The organism is Roseateles sp. P5_E8, assembly GCF_054177665.1.
The window spans coordinates 1-20,075 of sequence record NZ_JBGCUM010000035.1 but is presented as its reverse complement, the minus strand read 5'-3'; the positions used below and the strand labels follow the sequence as shown (position 1 = coordinate 20,075).

Annotated in this window: 21 protein-coding genes; 11 read left to right on the top strand and 10 right to left on the bottom strand. The window is 68.9% G+C overall.

Features of this window, described 5'->3' with window-relative positions; all coding sequences use genetic code 11:
• Window positions 1–284 precede the first annotated feature (284 nt).
• A complete protein-coding gene (locus ACXRVZ_RS18750) occupies window positions 285–950 on the top strand; it encodes a response regulator transcription factor (protein WP_457420723.1) in 666 nt (221 codons plus the stop codon).
• Complete coding sequence (locus tag ACXRVZ_RS18745; RefSeq protein WP_457420721.1) at window positions 940–2,307, top strand: ATP-binding protein; 1,368 nt, start codon at window positions 940–942, stop codon at window positions 2,305–2,307. The genes ACXRVZ_RS18750 and ACXRVZ_RS18745 overlap by 11 nt, the downstream gene beginning before the upstream one ends.
• Here ACXRVZ_RS18745 and ACXRVZ_RS18740 read toward each other — a convergent pair.
• Window positions 2,288–3,511: an MFS transporter gene (locus ACXRVZ_RS18740; RefSeq protein ID WP_457420719.1), complete on the bottom strand. Its 1,224-nt coding sequence runs from the start codon at window positions 3,509–3,511 to the stop codon at window positions 2,288–2,290. The two genes, ACXRVZ_RS18745 and ACXRVZ_RS18740, sit on opposite strands and share 20 nt — an antisense overlap.
• A 199-nt stretch (window positions 3,512–3,710) precedes the next feature.
• Here ACXRVZ_RS18740 and ACXRVZ_RS18735 point away from each other — a divergent pair, with 199 nt between their 5' ends.
• A complete protein-coding gene (locus tag ACXRVZ_RS18735) occupies window positions 3,711–4,136 on the top strand; it encodes a hypothetical protein (RefSeq protein ID WP_457420717.1) in 426 nt (141 codons plus the stop codon).
• A 58-nt stretch (window positions 4,137–4,194) separates the two neighbouring features.
• Here ACXRVZ_RS18735 and ACXRVZ_RS18730 read toward each other — a convergent pair whose 3' ends face one another.
• Window positions 4,195–6,138 (bottom strand): AsmA family protein, encoded by a 1,944-nt coding sequence (locus ACXRVZ_RS18730; protein ID WP_457420715.1) that lies wholly within the window; start codon window positions 6,136–6,138, stop codon window positions 4,195–4,197.
• 206 nt (window positions 6,139–6,344) lie between these two features.
• Here ACXRVZ_RS18730 and ACXRVZ_RS18725 point away from each other — a divergent pair, with 206 nt between their 5' ends.
• From ACXRVZ_RS18725 to ACXRVZ_RS18705, 5 genes are all read left to right on the top strand, one after another.
• Window positions 6,345–6,797, top strand: a complete 453-nt coding sequence (locus tag ACXRVZ_RS18725; protein WP_457420713.1) for a BON domain-containing protein — start codon at window positions 6,345–6,347, stop codon at window positions 6,795–6,797.
• Window positions 6,798–6,931: 134 nt separating this feature from the next.
• Window positions 6,932–7,969 (top strand): branched-chain amino acid ABC transporter permease, encoded by a 1,038-nt coding sequence (locus tag ACXRVZ_RS18720; protein WP_457420711.1) that lies wholly within the window; start codon window positions 6,932–6,934, stop codon window positions 7,967–7,969.
• 4 nt (window positions 7,970–7,973) lie between these two features.
• Window positions 7,974–9,749: a branched-chain amino acid ABC transporter ATP-binding protein/permease gene (locus ACXRVZ_RS18715; protein ID WP_457420709.1), complete on the top strand. Its 1,776-nt coding sequence runs from the start codon at window positions 7,974–7,976 to the stop codon at window positions 9,747–9,749.
• Window positions 9,746–10,477, top strand: a complete 732-nt coding sequence (locus tag ACXRVZ_RS18710) for an ABC transporter ATP-binding protein (RefSeq protein ID WP_457420707.1) — start codon at window positions 9,746–9,748, stop codon at window positions 10,475–10,477. The genes ACXRVZ_RS18715 and ACXRVZ_RS18710 overlap by 4 nt, the downstream gene beginning before the upstream one ends.
• A 4-nt stretch (window positions 10,478–10,481) precedes the next feature.
• The gene (locus tag ACXRVZ_RS18705) at window positions 10,482–10,994 is read left to right on the top strand and encodes an O-acetyl-ADP-ribose deacetylase (RefSeq protein ID WP_457420705.1); all 513 of its coding nucleotides are present in this window, start codon (window positions 10,482–10,484) and stop codon (window positions 10,992–10,994) included.
• A 13-nt stretch (window positions 10,995–11,007) separates the two neighbouring features.
• Here ACXRVZ_RS18705 and ACXRVZ_RS18700 read toward each other — a convergent pair whose 3' ends face one another.
• From ACXRVZ_RS18700 to ACXRVZ_RS18685, 4 genes are all read right to left on the bottom strand, one after another.
• Window positions 11,008–11,790: a 3-hydroxybutyrate dehydrogenase gene (locus tag ACXRVZ_RS18700; RefSeq protein WP_457420703.1), complete on the bottom strand. Its 783-nt coding sequence runs from the start codon at window positions 11,788–11,790 to the stop codon at window positions 11,008–11,010.
• A 34-nt stretch (window positions 11,791–11,824) separates the two neighbouring features.
• The gene (locus tag ACXRVZ_RS18695) at window positions 11,825–12,562 is read right to left on the bottom strand and encodes an acetoacetate decarboxylase (protein WP_457420701.1); all 738 of its coding nucleotides are present in this window, start codon (window positions 12,560–12,562) and stop codon (window positions 11,825–11,827) included.
• Window positions 12,559–13,758 (bottom strand): DUF3734 domain-containing protein, encoded by a 1,200-nt coding sequence (locus ACXRVZ_RS18690; RefSeq protein WP_457420699.1) that lies wholly within the window; start codon window positions 13,756–13,758, stop codon window positions 12,559–12,561. The genes ACXRVZ_RS18695 and ACXRVZ_RS18690 overlap by 4 nt, the downstream gene beginning before the upstream one ends.
• A gap of 84 nt (window positions 13,759–13,842) precedes the next feature.
• Window positions 13,843–14,451 (bottom strand): DUF938 domain-containing protein, encoded by a 609-nt coding sequence (locus ACXRVZ_RS18685; protein ID WP_457420697.1) that lies wholly within the window; start codon window positions 14,449–14,451, stop codon window positions 13,843–13,845.
• Window positions 14,452–14,574: 123 nt separating this feature from the next.
• Between ACXRVZ_RS18685 and ACXRVZ_RS18680 the strand changes: the two genes are divergently transcribed.
• The gene (locus tag ACXRVZ_RS18680; RefSeq protein WP_457420695.1) at window positions 14,575–15,201 is read left to right on the top strand and encodes a glutathione S-transferase family protein; all 627 of its coding nucleotides are present in this window, start codon (window positions 14,575–14,577) and stop codon (window positions 15,199–15,201) included.
• A 10-nt stretch (window positions 15,202–15,211) separates the two neighbouring features.
• Window positions 15,212–16,120, top strand: a complete 909-nt coding sequence (locus ACXRVZ_RS18675; protein ID WP_457420693.1) for a pyridoxamine 5'-phosphate oxidase family protein — start codon at window positions 15,212–15,214, stop codon at window positions 16,118–16,120.
• Here the strand turns inward: ACXRVZ_RS18675 and ACXRVZ_RS18670 are convergent.
• Genes ACXRVZ_RS18670 through ACXRVZ_RS18660 form a run of 3 tightly spaced genes read right to left on the bottom strand, consistent with a single transcriptional unit; the run spans window position 16,117 to window position 18,554 of the window.
• Window positions 16,117–17,019, bottom strand: coding sequence for a LysR family transcriptional regulator (locus tag ACXRVZ_RS18670; RefSeq protein ID WP_457420691.1), 903 nt, complete (start codon window positions 17,017–17,019; stop codon window positions 16,117–16,119). The two genes, ACXRVZ_RS18675 and ACXRVZ_RS18670, sit on opposite strands and share 4 nt — an antisense overlap.
• Before the next feature lie 49 nt (window positions 17,020–17,068).
• Window positions 17,069–17,938, bottom strand: a complete 870-nt coding sequence (locus ACXRVZ_RS18665; RefSeq protein ID WP_457420689.1) for a pirin family protein — start codon at window positions 17,936–17,938, stop codon at window positions 17,069–17,071.
• A 10-nt stretch (window positions 17,939–17,948) separates the two neighbouring features.
• Window positions 17,949–18,554 (bottom strand): FMN-dependent NADH-azoreductase, encoded by a 606-nt coding sequence (locus tag ACXRVZ_RS18660; protein WP_457420687.1) that lies wholly within the window; start codon window positions 18,552–18,554, stop codon window positions 17,949–17,951.
• A gap of 118 nt (window positions 18,555–18,672) precedes the next feature.
• On the opposite strand from ACXRVZ_RS18660, the gene ACXRVZ_RS18655 reads away from it, so the two are divergent.
• Window positions 18,673–19,587 carry a LysR family transcriptional regulator gene (locus tag ACXRVZ_RS18655; RefSeq protein ID WP_457420685.1) on the top strand — a complete coding sequence of 305 codons (915 nt, stop codon included), beginning with the start codon at window positions 18,673–18,675 and terminating at the stop codon, window positions 19,585–19,587.
• 14 nt (window positions 19,588–19,601) lie between these two features.
• Here the strand turns inward: ACXRVZ_RS18655 and ACXRVZ_RS18650 are convergent.
• Window positions 19,602–20,075, bottom strand: a 474-nt coding sequence (locus tag ACXRVZ_RS18650; protein ID WP_458232681.1) for an energy transducer TonB, incomplete at its 5' end; no start/stop codon positions are given.

The following is a 20,075-nucleotide window of genomic DNA, read 5'->3' as shown; positions in this document are numbered from 1 at the left end:
TTTGTAGTGATCGGTCCGGGGTTCTTGCCACGGCAGCCGGCTTGCAAGCCCGGTTGGGTGGTGAACGGCCGCGATGCTCCGGTCTGCCGGGAGGCCGCGCAATCCGGAGCGTGAGCCGCTGAAGCTGGCCTATAGACAAGAATCGAACGGCGCTGAAGAAATCCTGAAGAAAGGCGTTTGGCCTTTATCCATCGGCACTCTGAGCCGGCAAGGCGATGACAAGGCTGTCAATCCGCTCGTTTGCACGGGCCCGTTGCGCGGGCCTCGCCCCTAGACTTCCGGCCGTGAAGATCTATCTGATTGAGGACGACCTGAACATCGGCCAGGCCTTGCTGACCGTGTTCAAGGACGAGGGCCACGAGGTCGTCTGGGTACGCCTGGCCGTGGATGCCGTCGAACGGCTTCAGGCCGAGGACTTCGACGCCGTGCTGCTGGACCTGGGCCTGCCCGACGGCGATGGCAACGAGTTGCTCAAGCGCCTGCGCGCGGCGGGCCTGACGGTGCCCGTGCTCATCATCACGGCGCGCGACGGCCTGCAGGAGCGGCTCAAGGGCTTCGACAACGGCGCCGACGACTACCTCATCAAGCCCTTCGACATCCCCGAGCTGCTGGTGCGCCTGCGTGCCATCCTGCGCCGCAGCGGCGCGCATGGCGAGGCTGAGGCGCTGTGGAACTTCGGCAACTTGGCGCTGGAGGAAAAGCGCATGCGCGTCACGCTGGACGGTGCGGCCATCACCTTGTCCAAGACCGAATACGCGCTGCTGCTGACGCTGATGAAGCAGAGCGACCGCGTGCTGACGCGCGCCGAGCTGGAGAAGCGCGTGCTGCCCTTCAGCGACGGCGCGACGCTGGACGTGCACATCTCCAACCTGCGCAAGAAGATCGGTGACGGCCACATCCGCACGGTGCGCGGTGTGGGCTACATGATGCAGAGCGACCGTGCAGCTTGAGCCGCAGCAGTCGTCGCTGTTCCGGCGCCTGATGCTGGGCTTCAGCGCCGTCATCCTGCTGGTGGCGCTGGGTGGTTTTCTCTACGTCGTGCTGGAGGCCAAGATCACGCAGCGCTCGCGCACGGCCAGCGAGAACGTGGCCCATGCGCGAGAGCTGCTGATGCACCTGGCCGAGATTGCCGACAAACCTGAGCGCGTGCGCCAGGCCGCGCAGGCGCTGGAGGATGTGCGCGCCGAGATGTTCCGCCAGCTCGACTATCACTCGCATGTGCGCGTGCGGGTCTGGCAGCGCGGCGATCTGCTCTACAACTCCCTGCCCGCGCTGCCCGACGCGCTGCCCATGCCCGACAGTCCCGAGGCGCGCGACGCCAACGCCTGGGTGCAGGCCGTGGAGAAGGACGAAGCCACCGGGCTCGTCGTCGAACGCAGCCATGAGGTGGATGACCGCTGGATGCAGAGCTTCTCGGGCGTCAGCTTTCTTCTGCGCTCCAGCATCTTCAGCCTGCCGCTGCTGCTGTTGCCGGCCTGGCTCATTGTCGGCATCGGCCTGAAGCCGCTGCGCTCCATCGCCGCCGTCATCGAGAACCGCTCGGACCAGGACCTCACGCCGCTGCCCGTCTCCACCTACCGCGAGCTGTCGCCGCTGGTCACGTCCATCAACCATTTGATGGCGCGGCTGCGGCGGCGCATCGAGCATGAGCATGAGTTCCTGTCAGACGCCGCGCATGAGCTGAAGACGCCGTTGGCCGCCATACAGATCAACGCCCATCTGCTGCAGACCCGCGGTGACGACGCTCGCCATGCTGAGGCCAGCGCCCGCCTGCGCGACGGCGTGGCCCGCGCCAACCACCTCGTGCAACAGCTGCTGACGCTGGAGCGCGCGCGCTCCGACGCAGGCGACGACGAGGCCCTGCCGCTGCTGTCCCTGGAGACCCTGGTGCGCGACCGCCTGGCCGCCGCCGCACCGCTGGCCGTGCAGCGCGGCATCGAGATCGACTTCCACGCCGAGGCGCTGTGCGAGCGGCCGCTGCACCAGGAGACGGTCTGGGCGCTGGTGGACAACCTGATCGGCAACGCCATCAAGTACTCGCCGGAGAACGGCCGCATCTCGGTGCTGCTCAAATCGCGGGGCGATGGCGGCTGTTCACTGAGCTTCAGCGACCAGGGCCCCGGCATCGCCGAGGACATGCGCCAGCGCGTCTTCGAGCGCTTCTACCGCATCCCGGGCCAGGCCCAGAGCGGCAGCGGCCTGGGCCTGGCCATTGCCGAACGGGCCGCGGCGCGCAATGGCGCCGGCATCCGGCTGGACGCCGGGCCCGACGGCCGCGGCCTGCTCGTCACCGTGGATTTCGCCTGAGAAACCACAGCAGCACGCAGACGATCAACGTCGTGGCTATCAGCACATTGCCCACCACGGGGAAGTGCTCCAGCTTGCCGTCTGCGCCCATCGTCACGATGTGGCCGGACACCAGCGCCGCGAAACCGCCGGCCAGTTGCTGCAGCGCCGCGTTGATGGCCGTGAAGGCACCGCGCTGCTCGGGTGCCGGGATGCCCGTGACGATGACCTGCCACGGCACCATGCGCGAGAAGATGCCCGCGAACATGACGACGTTGATGACGATCAGCGTCGCCAGCGACGACGGCCCCAGCCGCGTGTAGATCGCCACCATGACGATGGTGATGGCGCTGCCCGTGTAGAACACCGGCAGCGGGCCGAGGCGGTCACTCAGGCGGCCCACCAGCGGCGCGACGAACATCGTGCTGATGCCGGTGACGAGGTAGACGACGGGCAGGTGCTGCAGGTCGATGCCGACGTTGTGCACCGAGAAGGCGCTGGCGAACGGCATGATCATGAAGCCACCCGTCGTCAACAGCGCCGTGATGGCGAAGGCATGCAGGTGCCGTCCCTTGGCCACCGTGTGCCACAGGTGGCCGAAGGCGCTGCGGTCGTTCTGCAGCTTCAGGTGGCCGGTGACGGGCTTCATGCGCCAGGCGATCAGCCCGCCGCCGACGATGCCGAAGGCCACCAGCGCCAGGAAGGGCGCATGCCAGTCCCAGCGCGTGGCAAGGTACAGGCCGAAGGGCAGGCCCAGCACCTGGCTGGCCGCAAAGCCGCCCTGCAGCAGGCCCATGACGCGGCCGCGCAGCGCCGGCTCGAACAGGTCCGCCGCGATGGCCATGACGATGGAGCCGATGACGCCGCCGAACAGGCCGGTGACGATGCGCGCCAGCAGCAGCGACTCGAAGCTCGTCGCCAGCCCGCACCACAGCGTGCCGAGCAGGAAGCCGCTGTAGAAGAACAGCAGCAGCTTCTTGCGGTCGAAGCGGTCGGCGAAGCCGGCGGTCAGCAAGCCGGCCGCACCGGCGCTGAAGGCATAGGCCGAGACGACCAGGCCGAACTGCCCGGTCGTCATGCGCATTGCCGGCATGATCAGCGCGCCCAGCGGCGACATGATCATGAAGTCCAGGATGACGGCGAACTGCAGCAGCGTCAGCAGCGCAGTGGCGAAGCGCTGGTAGGGGGTGAATGCGGCGGCATTGGCGGGTTTTGCGTCAGGCATCACGCCAGTGTCTGCGAGCCGCCGCACCAACGTGGCAGCAGGGCGTAAAGCGACGTAAAGCCCTGGGGTTTCGTCCTACGCCGCGTCGCGTCAGCAACTCACAGGCGCGAGCGTGCAACGCGGCCACAGTGGACACATCCCTCTCCTCGAAAGAAGCACCATGCCAGCAACGGATTGCCCACCCCGGCCGGCCGTGGATATGTCGACCACAGCCGAGATCCTGATCTGCGTCATCGGCACGGCTGAGGCGCTACAGCGCCACCAGGACGACCTAGCGGTGCTGGCGCGCAGCGACATCAGCCAGATGAGCTGGTGCCTGGACGACGACTTCGGCGAGCCCCCTGCGGCGGCCGACTGGGCCGACGGCCTCATCGTGCTGAACTCCGACGTCTGGGCCGCGCCCACCGGTTGCGCCCGCCTGCAGGCGTTGCTGAAGATGGCCTGGCGCTGCGGCCGCACGGTGGCGCTGTGCGGCGACGCGGTGAATTCGCTCAGCGCTCTGGGTTTTCCTGCCGATGTGCCGGCCGAAGCCGAAGGGCTGTTTCTCTGCCCACAAGGCCCTTGCCGGGCGACGCTCAGTGAGTTCGTCGACGCCGTGCACGACCAACCTCATCGCCGGCGCTGACATCACTGGCCGACGCTGAAAAGCCGCCCTTGAGGCGGCTTTTCCTTTGCTGAGGGAATCAACCGCGCTGGTCGCCCTTGGCCGCCGGCTTGGCGGCAGGCTTGCTTGCCTGCTGTGCTGGCGCATCGCGCGCCTTGAGGCTGCAATCTACCGGCGGCAGGTCTTCACCGGGGTCGATGAAGGCCAGCAGCGCGGCCGGCGGGGCCAGCGAACCCAGGGCCAGGGCCGCGAGCGCGCGGCCGCCCAAGCGCTTACCTTCCAGCGCCACGCGTGGGTCGGCCAGCGTGCCCTGCACGCGCAGCGGCGCTCGCAGCGTCAGCGGCGAGAAATCCTTGGGGCTGGCGACGAGGCGCAGGTCCAGCGTTTCGTTGGCGAAGCTGATGCTGCCGTCCAGGTCGATGCGGCTGTCCTTGTTGTCCATGATGGCCGTGCGCGGCCTCAGTACGCCGGCGGCGAATTGGCCATCCAGGCGGGCGCAGTTCAGCGGCAGGTTCTTGTCGCCGGTCAGCAGCAGGCCCAGGCCCTGGGCCACGTCCAGGCCCACGGCCTCGGTCAGCAGATGGGAAACGCTGCCGTTTTCCAGCCGCACATGCACCGGGCCGTTCAGGCTGCCCAGCAGCGCGGCCATGCTGTGGCCGCGGCCCTGCACGTCGATCTGGGCCTTGAGCCGGCCGGTTACGGGGGCGGCGGTCAGCAGCTTCACGTCGGGCTTGAGCCAGCGCTCGATGGCCATGCCGTTCACGTCCAGGCTGGCCTGCCACTGCGGCGGCACGAGCCGGGTGTCCACCTTGGCCGAGCCGGTGAGCTTGCCGCCGGCCACGCCGGCATCCAGCTTGCTCAGGGTCAGCACGCCGCCTTCCAGCAGCAGGTTGCCGTTGACGGGCGCCAGCGGTTCGAGTTTGGCGGTGCCCAGGTCAAGCGAGTTCAGCGCCACGGCCACCTTCGCGTCCATCATGTGCAGGGCCGGCAGGTCCAGCGGTCGGTCGGGCAGCACGCGGCCGGGGCGACTCGGCGCGTCATCGGCGCCGACGGCGGGGCCCAGGTCGGCCAGGCGCAGCGGGCCGCCGCGCAGCGTGCCGGTGAGCACGGGGCGGCGCGGCCGTGTGTCGAAGGCGTAGTCGCCGCCCAGGCGGCTCTTGCCGATGCGGGCGTTCACCGCGCCAAGCTGCCACACGCCGGAGGCATGCTTGAGCCGGCCGGTCAGGTCGAAGGGCGGCGTGCTGGGCAGCGTCATGCCGAACGGCCGGCCGGCGGCGGCCAGCGAGTTGCCGCGCACCTGCAGCTGGCCATCCAGCGAGCGCGCGTCCAGCAGCGACGCGGCGGTGCCGTCGAACACCAGGCGTTCACTGCCCTGGCTCAGCGCCACGCGCAGCTTCACCGGTGGCGTGCCGGCATCGGGCGGCGACAGCAGGGCCAGGCCGGCGCTGGCCTGGGCATTCAGCACCAGTTGCTGGCCGCGCAGCTTGCCCTTCACGTCGGCCTTCCAGAGGCCATCGGCCTCGGTCGCGAAGCGGGCGTCGCCTTCCAGCTGCAGCGGCGCGTCGTCGATGTGGGCCGTGCCGTTCAGGATGACGAGCTGCTCGATCTGCGGCAGGGGCGCGGGCTCTTCCTTGCGGTCGGCGCCGGCTTGCAGCGGCCATGTGGTGTGGCCATCGGCGTCCCGCTGCCAGGTCAGCGCCAGCGATTGCGCCTGCACCAGGCGCAGCCGCAGCGGCTCGCCGTGGCGCCAGGCCCAGATGTCGCCCCAGCGCCAGGCCAGCACCACGTCGTGCGCGTCGGCCAGCGTGTCGCCCGCGGTGCTGACGACACGCAGCTGCGGCGCCTGCAGTTGCGGCTGCCAGAGCAGGTGCAGTCGGGTGTCGGGGTCCACCTTCAAGCCGTAGGGGGTGCGTTGGGCCAGCCGTGGCGCGAGGCCGGGCCAGCCGGCGTGATCTAGCGCGAGCACCGTGACCACGCCGGCCACTGCGAGCACGCCAGCGATGACGAGGCCTGTCTTTTTCATGTCTTTGATAGTCACCAGTCATAACGGCCGTGTGGGTGGGACGGTGGCGGCGGCGGCTGTAGGACTAGTCCAGCGATACGGTGCTGTCGGCCTGATCTGACAGGCGATCGGCACCTGGGCTGAAGTTCAAGCGCCCCCACGGTGTTCAAACTGAATTTGCCGGCCCTCACGGCCTGATCCCCCAACAGCCCCGAAAGGACGACCCCATGAAGCTCAACCACACCCACACCCGCTTGCCCCTGCTGGCCGCCCTGGCCCTGGCCGCCGCGCTGACCGCCTGCGGCAAGCACAACGACGACGAACGCACCGCCGGCCAGAAGCTGGACGGCGCGATCTCCGAAGCCAAGCAGTCTGCCCAGGAGACGAAGCAGGACGCCAAGCAGGCCATGAACGACGCCGAGAACTCGGCTGCACGCGCCGCCGACAAGACCGCCCAGGTCACTGGCGACATGGCCATCACGGCCAAGGTCAATGCCGCCCTGGTGGCCGACGACAAGCTCAAGGCTACTCAGATCAATGTCGACACCCTGGCCGGCCAGGTCACGCTGACTGGTCAGGCACCCGACGCCAAGTCACGCGAACGCGCCACGACGCTGGCCTCCGCCGTGGACGGCGTGAAGAACGTCAACAACCAGTTGGTGGTTGGCAAGAACAGCTGACCCCGGCCTCGCCGAACCAGCATGGGGCGCCCCACGGGGCGCCCTTTCTTTGGGTGATCTCTGGGTGATTTCCCGACCGTACGGTCGGAATATCGCCGATACCATGGTGGCGTCCTTCATCCCGTGCTGCCGCCATGGACTTCACGATTGCCGCCATCCTTGGCCTGGACGGCCTGACCAACGGCGCCATCTACGCCCTGGTCGCGCTGGCCCTGGTGCTCGTCTTCTCGGTCACCCGCGTCATCTTCATTCCGCAGGGCGAGTTCGTCGCCTTCGGCGCGCTGACGCTGGCGTCGCTGCAGATGGGCAAGGTGCCGGGCACCGTCTGGCTGCTGCTGATGATGGCCGTGGCCGCCGCCGTGCTCGACGCGGTGCAGGCCTTGCGCGAGCGCCGTGCGGCGTCGCGCATCTCGCTGTCGCTGCTGCGCACGCTGGCCCTGCCCGTCGCGCTGGCGCTGCTAACGCCCATGCTCCTGCGCTGGCCGTCGCCGCTGTGGCTGCAGGTGTTGGCGACGCTGGCCATCGTCACCGCGATGGGCCCGCTGCTCTACCGCCTGGCCTACCGGGCGTTGTCGGCGGCGAGCGTGCTGACGCTGCTCATCGTCTCCGTCGGCGTGCACTTCGCGTTGACCGGCGTGGGCCTGGTCTTCTTCGGCGCCGAGGGCTACCGCACGCCGGCCTTCTGGGAGGCGCGCTTCGACGTCGGCCCGCTGAGCTTCTCGGGCCAGACGCTGATCATCTTCGGCGCGTCCCTCGTGCTGCTGCTGGCGATGTTCTTCTTCTTCGAGCGCACGCTGGCGGGCAAGGCGCTGAAGGCCACCTCGGTCAACCGCACGGGCGCCCGGCTGATGGGCATCTCGGGTGACGCGGCCGGCAGCATGAGCTTCACGATGGCGGCCTTCATCGGCGCGCTGTCGGGCCTGCTGATCTCGCCGTCGACAACGATCTACTACGACACCGGTTTCCTGATCGGCCTCAAGGGCTTCGTCGCGGCGGTGTTCGGCGGGCTGGCTAGTTTCCCGATGGCGCTGGCAGGTGCTGTCGGCGTGGGGCTGATCGAGAGCTTCGGCTCCTTCTGGGCCAGCGCCTTCAAGGAGGTCATCGTCTTCACGGTGATCCTGCCCATCCTCCTCTGGCGGTCCTTTGTGGACCCGCACCACGAGGAGCATTGACGCGATGAACCGCACGCACTTGTCGGTTGCCGCCGCCCTCCTGCTGCTCGTCCTGCCCTTCGCGCCCGTGCCGGACTTCTGGATCACGCAGCTCAACTACATCGGCCTGTTCTCCCTCGTCGTGCTCGGCCTGGTGCTGCTCACCGGCGTGGGCGGGCTCACGTCGTTCGGGCAGGCGGCGTTTGCCGGCATCGGCGCCTACGCCACGGCCTACCTGTCGACAACGATGGGCCTGTCGCCCTGGCTGGGCCTGGTCGCCGGGCTGGCCATCACGCTCGTGCTGGCCCTCGTCATCGGCGCGCTGACGCTGCGCATGTCCGGCCACTACCTGCCGCTGGCCACCATCTGCTGGTGCCTGGCGCTGTTCTACCTCGTCGGCAACTTGGAGGCGCTGGGCAAATACGACGGGCTGCTGGGCCTGCCGCCGCTATCCATCGGCGACTTCAGCTTCCAGAGCGAGCGCCGCATCTACCTGCTGATCTGGCTGGCCGCGCTGCTCGCCGCCTTGGGCGTCACGCGGCTGCTGGACTCGCGGCCGGGCCGCATCATGCGCGCGCTGAACGTCCACCGCGGCGGCGGCGCCACCATGCCCGAGGCCATGGGCGCGTCGACCTTTCGCTACAAGCTCGTCATGTTCGTCATCGCGGCGCTGCTGGCCTCGGTGTCGGGCTGGCTCTACGCCCACATGCAGCGCAGCGTGAACCCCTCGCCCTTCGGCATCAAGTTCGGCATCGAGTACCTCTTCATGGCCGTGCTGGGCGGCATCGGCACGGTGGGCGGCGCCTTCACCGGCGCGGCTCTCGTCAAGTTGGCGGAGGACCAGCTCAAGGTCTGGCTGCCGCTGGTGTTCGGCGGCTCGGGCAACTACGAAATCATTGTGTTTGGCGTCGTGCTGGTGCTGGTGCTGCGCTTTGCGTCGGACGGGCTGTGGCCGCTGATCGCGCGCTGGTTGCCAGCGAAGCGGCCGCGTGCGGTGGACGAGGGCGCGCCCCCGCTGAGTTCCCGCAAGCACCCCGAGCGCGGTGCGCCGCTGCTGGACGTGCGTGCCATCCGCAAGCAGTTCGGCGGGCTGGTGGCCGTCAACGACATCAGCTTCGCCATCCGCGCCGGCGACATCGTCGGCCTCATCGGTCCGAATGGCGCGGGCAAGAGCACGACCTTCAACCTCGTCTCCGGGGTGCTGCCGCTGACCAGCGGCGAGGTCGAACTGCTGGGCCAGCGCGTCGACGGCCGCAGCAGCCGCGAGATCGCCCGCGGCGGCCTGTCGCGCACCTTCCAGCACGTCAAGCTGGTACCCGACATGACGGTGCTGGAGAACGTCGCGTTAGGCACCTACCTGCGCACGAAGAGTGGCACCTTGCGCGCGATGCTCGGCCTGAACGCGGCCGAGGAGGGCCAAGCCCGCGCCGAGGCCATGCGCCAGCTGCGCCGCATCGGCCTGGAGACCCAAGCGCATGAGCTGGCCGGCAACCTGGCGCTGGGGCCTCAGCGCCTCGTCGAGATCGCCCGGGCCCTGGCCAGCGACCCGTCGCTGCTGCTGCTGGACGAACCCGCCGCCGGCCTGCGCCACAAGGAGAAGGAGGCGCTCGCCGAGGTGCTGCGGCAGCTGAAGGCCGAGGGCCTGTCGCTGCTGCTCGTCGAGCACGACATGGACTTCGTCATGAAGCTCACCGACCGCATCGTCGTCATGGAGTTCGGCCGCTGGCTGATGGAAGGCACGCCCGCCGAGGTGCAGGCCAGCCCGGCCGTGCGTGCGGCCTACCTGGGAGCGGAGGAATGAGCGCGTTGCTCGAGGTCACGGACCTGCATGCCGGCTATGGCCGCGCCGAGGTGCTGCATGGCTTGAGCTTCAGCGCCGCCGAGAAGAGCGTCGTCACCGTCATCGGCCCCAACGGCGCCGGCAAGTCCACGCTGCTCGGCGCGCTGATGGGCCTGATCCCGTCGCGCAGTTCGGCATTGCGCTTTGCCGGTGAAGACATCGCCCGGCTGACGCTCGAAGAGCGCGTCATGGCCGGCCTGGCCCTGGTGCCCGAGAAGCGCGAGTTGTTCGGCACCATGACGGTGGAAGACAACCTGCTGCTCGGCGGCTGGCGCCCCCGCAAACTCGGCGACAAGCGCTGGCGCGACGGGCTGGAGAGCGTCTACACGCGCTTCCCGCGCCTGAAGGAACGCCGTGCCCAACAAGCCGGCACGCTATCCGGCGGTGAACGCCAGATGCTGGCCTTGGGTCGCGCGCTGATGGGCCAGCCCAAGCTGTTGATGCTGGACGAACCCAGCCTGGGCCTTGCGCCGCTGATCGTGCGCGAGATCTTCGCCATCGTTGACGACCTGCGCGCCAGCGGCGTCAGCATCCTGCTCGTCGAACAGAACGCCCGCGCCGCGCTGCGCGTGGCGGACCATGGCTACGTGCTGGAGACGGGGGAGTTCGGGTTGAGCGGGGCGGCGGATCAGCTGGCGGCGGATCCGAGGGTCATTGAGACTTACCTTGGTGCGGGCCGCAAGGACTGAACGGATGACTGTCATCCTCAAGGCCGAGCGAGCCGACATCACCAAACTGGCCGTCGATGTCATCGTCAATGCCGCCAATTCCTCGTTGCTTGGCGGCGGCGGCGTGGATGGTGCGATTCACCGTGCAGCAGGCCCCGACCTTCTTCATGAATGCCGGCTCCTTGGCGGCTGCAAGACCGGCGAAGCCAAGCTCACGCGAGGCTACCGTCTGCCCGCCCGCCATATCGTTCATACGGTCGGGCCGGTGTGGCGCGGCGGCGGGCACGGCGAGGCCGAAGCGTTGACGTCGTGCTATCGGAGGAGCTTGAAGTTGGCAGCTGCGCAGGGTGCGGCCACCGTGGCCTTCCCGAGCATCAGCACCGGCATCTTCGGCTACCCGATCGAGCAGGCGGCGCGCGTGGCCATCGAGGCCGTGCGCATGGAAGCCGCATCACACGGCAGCCTCCGGGAAGTCATCTTCTGCTGCTTTTCGGCAGAAGATTTGCAGGTCTACGAACGGGTGCTCACCTCGGCTTGAGGCGCGCGGGCGCCTACTGCATGAACCAGCCATGGCTCACGACCAGCGACTGGCCGGTGAGCGCGTTGGAGTTGAAGCCGGCAAACAGCAACGCCACTTCCGCCACGTCCTGCACGGTCGTGAATTCGCCGTCGACAGTTTCCTTGAGCATGACCTTCTTGATCACGTCGTCTTCGCTGATGCCCAGGGCCTGGGCCTGCTCGGGAATCTGCTTTTCCACCAGCGGTGTGCGGACGAAACCGGGGCAGATCACGTTGGCGCGGATGCCATGCTTGCCGCCTTCCTTCGCCACGGTCTTGCACAGCCCGATGAGCCCGTGCTTGGCCGTCACGTAGGCCGACTTCAACACCGACGCCTCCTTCGAGTGCACCGAGCCCATGTAGATGATGCTGCCGCCCCGGCCTGACTTCTGCATCAGCGGCACGCAGGCTTTGGTGGTCAGGAAGGCGCCGTCGAGGTGGATGGCCAGCATCTTCTTCCAGTCGGCGAACGGGAATTCTTCGATGGGATGCACGATCTGGATGCCGGCATTGCTGACCAGCACGTCCACGCCGCCCCAGGCGGCGGCGACCTCGGCGACCGCTGCGTTGACCTGCTCTTCGTTGGTCACGTCCATCGCCACGGCCATCGCGCTGCCGCCCGCGGCCTTGATCTCGTCGGCGGCGGCTTGCGCGGCGTCCTTGTTCAGGTCCGCGATCACCACCTTGCCGCCTTCGCGTGCGAAGGTGATGGCAATCTCCTTGCCGATGCCGCTCGCGGCGCCGGTAACGATGCAAACCTTGTTGTCGAGTTTCATGGGAGTCACGCTTTCAAGTGGGGGGAGTTGGTGCTCAGGCCAGATAGTCGTGGATGACCGTACCCAGGCCGAGCGTCATGTCGCTCAGGATGTGCGTGCCGGAGATCACCTCCAGCACTGGCAGTTGCGCAACCGGGGCCAGAGCGTGGTGCGCCAGTTCCAGCGCGGCCGGGCCGGTCCAGGCGCCTTTGATCGTCACGTCTTCCAGGTAGTAGCGCACCAGCTCGCAGATGCGCGCGCTGCCGTCCACGTGGGGAATGATCTTCAACAGGTAGTTCGGGGCCAGCATGCCGGCGCGCACGGCGGCGGCGTCGAGCGTGCGGTGCTTGTAGCCCATCGTGGCCGTGGCCACTCGCACCGAACCGTAGTTCAGCGTGCCGATCAGCGTGTCGGTCTCGGCAGTCAGCGTCGGTGCGGCGAGCTTTTTCGGGAAGCCCCACAGCTCTCGCCCGCCGGCAATCGGCGCCTCATCGTTGAGGTACATCGAATGAACGTAGCCGCCGGCGACGCCTTCGAACGTCACGGGGATGACCTGGCCGGATTCCGTGTAGTCGCCGAAGCCCGTCGAGTCGGGCATGCGGATGAATTCGTACTTGACGATGGGCTCGGTGACCTGCAGCGGCTCGGGCACCACGGCACGCAGCGCGTCCAGGTCGGTGCGGTAGGTCACGATCAGGAACTCGCGGTTCACGAACCGGTACGGCCCCGGTGGGAATGCCGGGCTGGTGAGCGGCATGGCGAAGGCGTTGCGTTTGACGTCGGCGATGTTCATGCGGACTTGCCATCATTGGGTTGAACGTCGGCCACGGAAGGCCGGTCGGCGGACAGGTCAAAAACGCGCACGCCCGAGGCGGCACGCTGCCGACCCGTCCAGCGCGGGTCGTGCAGGGTGTGGGCCATGTCGGCCTTGCCGCTGTCCCAGTGCTCCTGCATGGACAGCCGCGAGAACTCGTAGTCCTTCGCCTGCGTCTCGTAGTGCTTGCTGCGGTAGATGAGGTGCACCACATCGACGCCGGCCTCGCAGCGCAGGCGCGACAGGGCCAGGGCGTCCGGGTCGTCGCGCAGCGCGGGGGGCAGCTTGGCGAGCAGGCGCTGCGCGGCTTGCGCGATAACCTGGCGATCCAGCTCGTTGGTGGTGTTCAGGCGCGTGCGGCTGGAGAAGCGGATGTCCTTCTCGCGCGCCGTCACTTCGGGCAGCGTGGCGGGCAAGCTGCCCGTCGCCGGGAAGAGATCGACCTGGAACACAGTGCGGTAATGCTTGCCCGGCTGGTCGAGCACGTACTGCAGCGGCGTGTTCGACACCAGCCCGCCGTCCCAGTAATGCTCCCCGTCGATCTCTACCGGCGCAAAGCCCGGCGGCAAGGCACCGCTGGCCATCACATGGCGCACGTCCAGGGGCTTTTTGGCGGAGTCGAAATACTCGAAGTTGCCTGTGCGCACATTGACCGCACCGACCGACAAGCGCACCTTGCCCGAGTTGATGAGATCGAAGTCCACCAGCCGCTCCAGCGTTTCGCGCAACGGTGCGGTGTCGTAATAGCTGATGGCCTCGGGCGTGCCGCGCGGCTGGAGCGGGGCGGGCGGGAAGCGCGGCGTGAAGAAACCCGGCACACCGAACAGCATGGAGCGGGCGGCGCTGGCCTCGTTGAGCGATTCGCGCGCCGGCAGGCTGTGCAACAGCGACGCCCAGCCGCCGAGCACCGGCTGCTGCGGCGACGAGCTGACCAACTCCCAGAATTCACGCAGCCGCTGCACACGCCGGTTCGCCGGGTTGCCGACGATCAGCGCTGCGTTGATGGCGCCGATGGAGATGCCGGCCAGCCAGGTCGGCTCCCGGTACACGCTGGACAGGGCCTGGAGAACGCCGGCCTGGTAAGCCCCCAGGGCACCTCCGCCTTGCAGCACCAGGATGCACTCTTCACCCGTGTGGTGCCGTGGGTGGGATGTGGGATCGCGTGGGCTCGTCATGGAAAACCAGCATACGCGCCAGGTGTGCAGAACCTGGGTTAACAAACATTGCCGTTGGCAAAGTCCGCAGCACGGCGGCGGGGTTCACCGAGCGGCTGCGCTCCACGCCAGCAGCTGGTTGTTGGCCGGCAGTCTCATTCGCTCGCGCAGGTGCAAGCCTGCCGCCGCGGCGTGCGCCGCGACATCGGCCAGGCGGCGAATGCCCCAGTCCGGATGGCGTGCCTTCAAATCCGCGTCAAAGGCCAGGTTGCTTGGTGCCGTCGGCTCGCCATCCACGATGTACGGCCCGTAGGTGATCAGCAACCCCTGCGGTCCCAGATGCCGAGCCGCCCCGTGCATCAACCCCGCCGTGCATGCCCACGGCGCGATGTGGATCATGTTGGCGCAGTAGATCGCGTCGACTTCTGCCGGCACGCCGGGCCATTCGTCGGCGAGCACGTCCAGCGTGATTGGCGGCCGAATGCGGTCCACCCCTTCGCACCACGCGGCAATCGACGGCAGCGCGCCCGCGTCGAAGTCGCTCGGCTGCCAGTGCCAGCCCGGCAGCCCGGCGCTGAAGTAGGCCGCATGCTGGCCGGTGCCGCTGGCGATCTCCAGCATCACGCCCGCAGGCGGCAGCAGGCGCTGCAACTCGGCGAGGATGGGCGGCGCATTGCGTTCGGCGGCGGGGCTGTGGCGGCGTTCATTAAGCATGGCGCGCGGATTGTGCGGTGCGCCACTCCGCTCAGCGGCGGAAAGAATGACTTGCGGCGCACGCTGTTTCGCGAAGGCGCCGCGCTCGGCACAGTGAGGCTCGTCGTTTCAAAGGAGGCCTCCATGACCCTCAAGCTCTACCGCCACGCCCTGTCCGGCCACGCCCACCGCGCCGAGCTGGCGCTGTCCCTGCTCCGCCTGCCGCATGAGCTGGTGGACGTGGACCTCGCGACCCGGGCGCACAAGACGCCCGAGTTCCTCGCCCGCCATCCCTTCGGCCAGTTGCCGCTGCTGGAGGACGACGGCCACTTCGTCTGGGACAGCACGGCCATCCTGGTCTATCTGGCCACGAAGTACGACGCCAGCGGCCGCTGGCTGCCGCAGGACGCCGCCGGGCGCGCGGCCGTGCAGGCCTGGCTGTCGGTCGCGTCCGGGCTGATCGCCTTCGGGCCGGCGGCGGCCCGGCTGGTTACCGTGTTCGGTGCGCCCTTCAACGCCGACGAGGTGATCGCCCGCGCCCATGCGCTGTTCAAGGTCATGGAGGGCGAGTTGTCCCGCCGACCCTTCCTGGTGGGTGACCATGCCACGCTGGCCGACATCGCCGGCTACAGCTACGTCGTCAACGCGCCCGAGGGCAATGTGGACCTGGCGCCCTACCCGGCGCTGCGTGCCTGGCTGGCGCGCATTGAGGCGCTGCCGGGCTTCGTGCCGTTCCAGGCGACGCCAGCGGGCCTGCGCGCCGCTGCCTGAAGGGGCATTCATGGACACGCCCTTCCACGCCGGCGAGGTCGCCGTGCAGACCCGTCTGGGCGTTGCCGAGCGCATGCACGAGATCGGCGGCCGCGTCGTGCGCGACCACATGCCCGAGCAGCACCAGCGCTTCTACGAGCAGTTGCCGCTGATGCTGGCCGGCAGCGTCGACCCCGCCGGCCGGCCCTGGGCCACGGTGCTGGTGGGCCGGCCGGGCTTTGTGCAGGCGCCGGATGCCTGGCATCTGACCTTCGACACCGCGCCCATCCCGGGCGACCCGGCTGCAGCTGGCATGACGGTGGGTGCGCCACTGGGCCTGCTGGGCATAGAGCTGCACACGCGGCGGCGCAACCGCGTCAACGGCGAGTTGCTGGTGGCCGGGCCTGAGGGCCTGCGATTGCGCGTGCAGCAGGCGGTGGGCAACTGCCCGCAGTACATCCAGGGCCGCGAGTTCGAATGGGTCCGTGACGCGGCGGACACCAGGCCGCGCGCCATCGAACGCGTGTCGCAACTCGACGGCGACGCCGCCTGGCTGATCGCCGCCGCCGACACCTTGTTCGTCGCCACGCATGCCGCTGCGGTCGGGGCGGACGTCTCGCACCGCGGCGGTCCCGCCGGATTTGTCGTGCAAGAGGACGACCGAACGCTGCTGGTGCCCGACTACTCCGGAAACCGCATGTTCATGACGCTGGGCAACCTGCAGCTGGATGGCCGCGCCGGCCTGCTCTTTATCGACTTCGAACGAGGCGACCTGCTGACGCTGACGGGCCGCGCCGAGATCGTCTGGGATGGACCGGAACTGGCCACGCTGGAAGGCGCCGAGCGCGCCTGGCGCTTTCATCTCGACGAGGGCTGGTGGCTGCGCGACGCACTGCCGCTGCGCTGGCGATTCCGCGACTGGGCGCCGCAGAATCGCTAGCTGCGCAACGCCGGATTGGCGCGCAGCGTGGCCACCGCCAGGTCGACGAAGGCGCGCACCTTCTGCGTCATGTGCCGGCCCTCGTGGTGGACGACATGCACGGGCAACGGCGGCGTCTCGAAGTCTTCCAGCAGCGGCAGCAGCGCGCCGCTGGCCAGTGCGTCGGCGACCTGGTAGCTCAGCAGCCGCGCGATCCCCAGCCCCGCCAGCGCAAAGGAGCGGGCTGCGTCGTTGGTCGTCGTGCGCAACCTTGGCCGGATGCGCTGCACCAGCGGCCGGCCGCCTTCGGCAAAGCGCCATTCGGGATAGGGCAGCACCTGCGTGGGGTGGATCAACACATGTCCGGACAGCTCATCCGGGCGCAGCGGCCGGCCGTGCGCGGCCACATAGCCCGGCGAGGCGACGAGCATGCGCCGCACGCGGCCGACGGGAACGGCGCGCAGCGTGGAGTCCGGCAGCTCGCCGATGCGTACCGCCACGTCCATGCCCTCTTCGACGAGGTTGACCATGCGGTCGACAAAGACGCATTGCGCATCGACGTCCGGGTAGCGCTGCAGGTAGTCCGCGACGATGGGCGTCACATGCAGGTTGCCGAACAGCACCGGCGCCGTCACGCTGAGCAGGCCCTTGATCTGGCTGCGGCTATCGCTGGTGGCGCTCTCGGCGTCACCCACATCGGCCAGGATGCGCCGGCAGTCCTCGGCATAGCGTGCGCCGGCTTCGGTCACGCGGACGGTGCGCGTCGTGCGCGTCAGCAGCCGCACGCCCAGGCGCGTCTCCAGCTCGGCCACGGCGCGGGTGACGACGGGCGCCGACAGGTCCAGCCGCCGCGCCGCCGCGGCAAAGCCGCCGTGGTCCACCACGGCGACGAAGACCTCCATCGCTTGGAGGCGGTCCATCAGGAAATAAGAGTCGGTCCGCGCATGGCGGGCCGATTCTCACCTGCGGCTACGCCAGTCGCCCGGCCTGGAAGTCCCGCACCGCCTGCACCAGTTCGGCCTCGGTGTTCATGACGAAGGGGCCGTACTGCGCAATGGGCTCGCCCAGCGGCTTGCCGGCGACGAGGATGGCGCGGGTGGCCTTGTCCCCCGCCTGCAGGCGCACACCGTCGCTGCCCGGCGTGTTGGCCAGGATGGCCATGCGGCCTTCGGGTTGCAGGCAGCCGCTGTCGAACTTCAGCGCGCCTTCGTAGACGTAGACGAAGGCGTTGTGCTCGGCCGGCAGCACCTGCTCGAAGCGGGCGCCGGGCGCGAGGTGCAGGTCCAGGTAGAGCGGCGCGGTGACGTCGCGCTGTACGGCGCCCTTCACGCCGTGGCTCTCGCCGGCGATGACGCGCACCGTCACGCCGTCGCGCTCAAACTGCGGCACGTCGGGGCCTTGCACGTCCAGGTACCAGGGGTCGCGCAGCTTGTCCTTGGCGGGCAGGTTCAGCCACAGCTGGAAGCCGGCCATGCGGCCTTCGCGCTGCTCGGGGAACTCGCTGTGGATGACGCCGCGGCCGGCGGTCATCCATTGCACGCCGCCGTCGGCGACCAGGCCTTCGTTGCCGGCCGAGTCGCGGTGGCGGATGCGGCCCTGCAGCATGTAGGTGATGGTCTCGAAGCCGCGGTGCGGGTGGTCGGGAAAGCCGGCGACGTAGTCATCCGGGTTCTCCGAGCCAAAGGCATCCAGCATCAGGAAGGGGTCCAGCCGGCGCTGCAGGTTGTTCGTCAGCACGCGGTTGAGCTTGACGCCGGCACCGTCGCTGGTCGGCTGACCGGCGACAAGGCGCTCGACCTCGCGAGGCTGGTTCAACAGGGATGTGGCGACGGTGCTCATGGCGGATTCCTCAGGCTGCGAGAAGTTGAGTGATTTGCGAGCGGGCGGCGGCGAGGCCTTGTTCGGCCGCGAAGGCCATGCCTTCAGCGTAGACAAACTCGACATCGGTCATGCCCAGGAAGGCCAGCACGGTGCGCAGATAGGGCGTCATCTGGTCGCTGGGCTGGTCGCGGTGGATGCCGCCGCGGCTGGTGACGATGAACACCTTCTTGCCGGTCAGCAGGCCGACGGGGCCCTTCTCGCTGTACTTGAAGGTGACGCCGGCACGGGCCACCGCATCGATCCAGTTCTTGAACTGGGCCGTGACGTTGAAGTTGTACATGGGCACGCCGATGACGACCGTGTCGGCGGCCTGCAGCTCGGCGATCAGCGCATCGTCCAGCGCGACGCGGGCGGCCTGCTCGGGGCTGCGCTTGTCGGCGGGGGTGAAGAGGGCGCCCAGCGCCACTTCGTCGAGCACGGGCTGGGGCGTCAGCGTCAGGTCACGCACGGTGACGGTAGCGGCCGGGCTGGCGATGCGCAGGCCGGTGGTCAGTTCGTTGGCCAGGCGGGTCGACACCGAGCCGTCGTTGTCGGTGGCACGGCGGGCGCTGGCGTTGATTTGCAGGATGTTCATTCGGTGCTCCTGGAGGGGCGTGTTGCGATGGAATGAACTCTAGGACTCGCCAATCAAGGCCGGAAGGCGGCGAATTGCATAAGATTGTTCCGTTGATGGATCAATGGAGGCCGGGAAGATGGAATCTGACGCCGACGACCTGCTGCTGTTTGCCCGCGTCATGGAGGCCGGCAGCTTCAGCCGCGCCGCCGAGCGCGTGCACTGGCCCAAGAGCACCGTGTCACGGCGCATCGCGGCGTTGGAGGCGCGGCTGGGCGAGAAGCTGCTGCTGCGCACGACGCGCAAGCTGTCGCTGACCGACTTCGGCGCCGGCGTGCTGGAGCATGCGCGTGCCGTGGCCGCCGAGGTGGACGGCGCACTGGCCCTGGCCCTGCACCGCCAGAGCAAGCCCAGCGGCCGGCTGCGCGTGAGCATGCCGGCGGACTTTGCCGAGCGCGTGGCCGCCGGCATGCTGGCCGAGTTCGCGCTCAACTACCCCGAGGTGCAGCTGGAACTGGACCTGACGCCGCGCCGGGTCGATCTTGTCGGCGAGGGCTTCGACCTCGCCATCCGCATGGGCAAGATGGACGAGGACAGCCAGCTCACCGCACGCAAGCTGGCCACGACGCACTGGGGGCTGTACGCCTCGCCCGGTTATCTGGCGCGCGTCGGCGAGCCGTTGCTGCCGCAGGCGCTGGACAACATGCACGGCCTGATGCTGCTGACCCGTACCGGCGAGCCCGTGCCCTGGTGGCTGCAGCGCGAGGGCAGCGAGCCAGTGCTGGCCCGGCCGGCGCAGCGCACGCTGGCCAATTCGCCCAGCCTGCTGGCGCAGCTGGCGCTCGGCGGCGTGGGCATTGCCGGCGTGGACCGGCTGCTGGTGCGCCACTCGGTGGAGTTGGGGACGCTGCAGCGCCTGCTGCCGGACTGGCAGCTGCCTGGCTCCAGCTGCTGGGCGGTGTTCCCGGAGCGGCGGCTGATGCCGCTGCGCACGCGGGTGTTCCTGGAGGCGATGTCAGCCCTGCTGGAGAGCTGCCCGGCGCCGGGCGCCTGAGGCGACGAAGGCGCTCACTCGTCCACGTTGTTGAACGCGAACTCGATGGCCACCTCGCGCGGGGCCGGGATGGGCTCGAAACGCCATTGCTTGACGGCGTCGACCGCCGCGATGCCCAGGCGGTTGTGGCTGGCCGCCAGTGCCTCGGCCTTGCTGATGGAACCATCGCGCGCCACGGTGAACTTCACGCGGGCAAACCCGTCGCGGAAGGTCTGCTGCTGCAGCTGCCGCGGGATGGCCGGGTTGACGCGCGATAGCAGCTTGAGCGGCACCTCGGCCTCTTCGGCCGGCGGGGGCGGTGGCTCCACGGCGCGCGCGGCGGCGGCCATGGGCGCTGCCGGCGCAGGTGTTGGCGAGGCCATGGCCAGCAGCACGGGGGGAGCGCGTTCGGGCTCGGGGTCGGGCAGCGCAGCCGTAGTGATCGGGGCGGGGGCAGGGGCGAAGGCCTGGGCCGGGGCGGGCGCCGGCCTGGGCGCGGCGGCAACGGG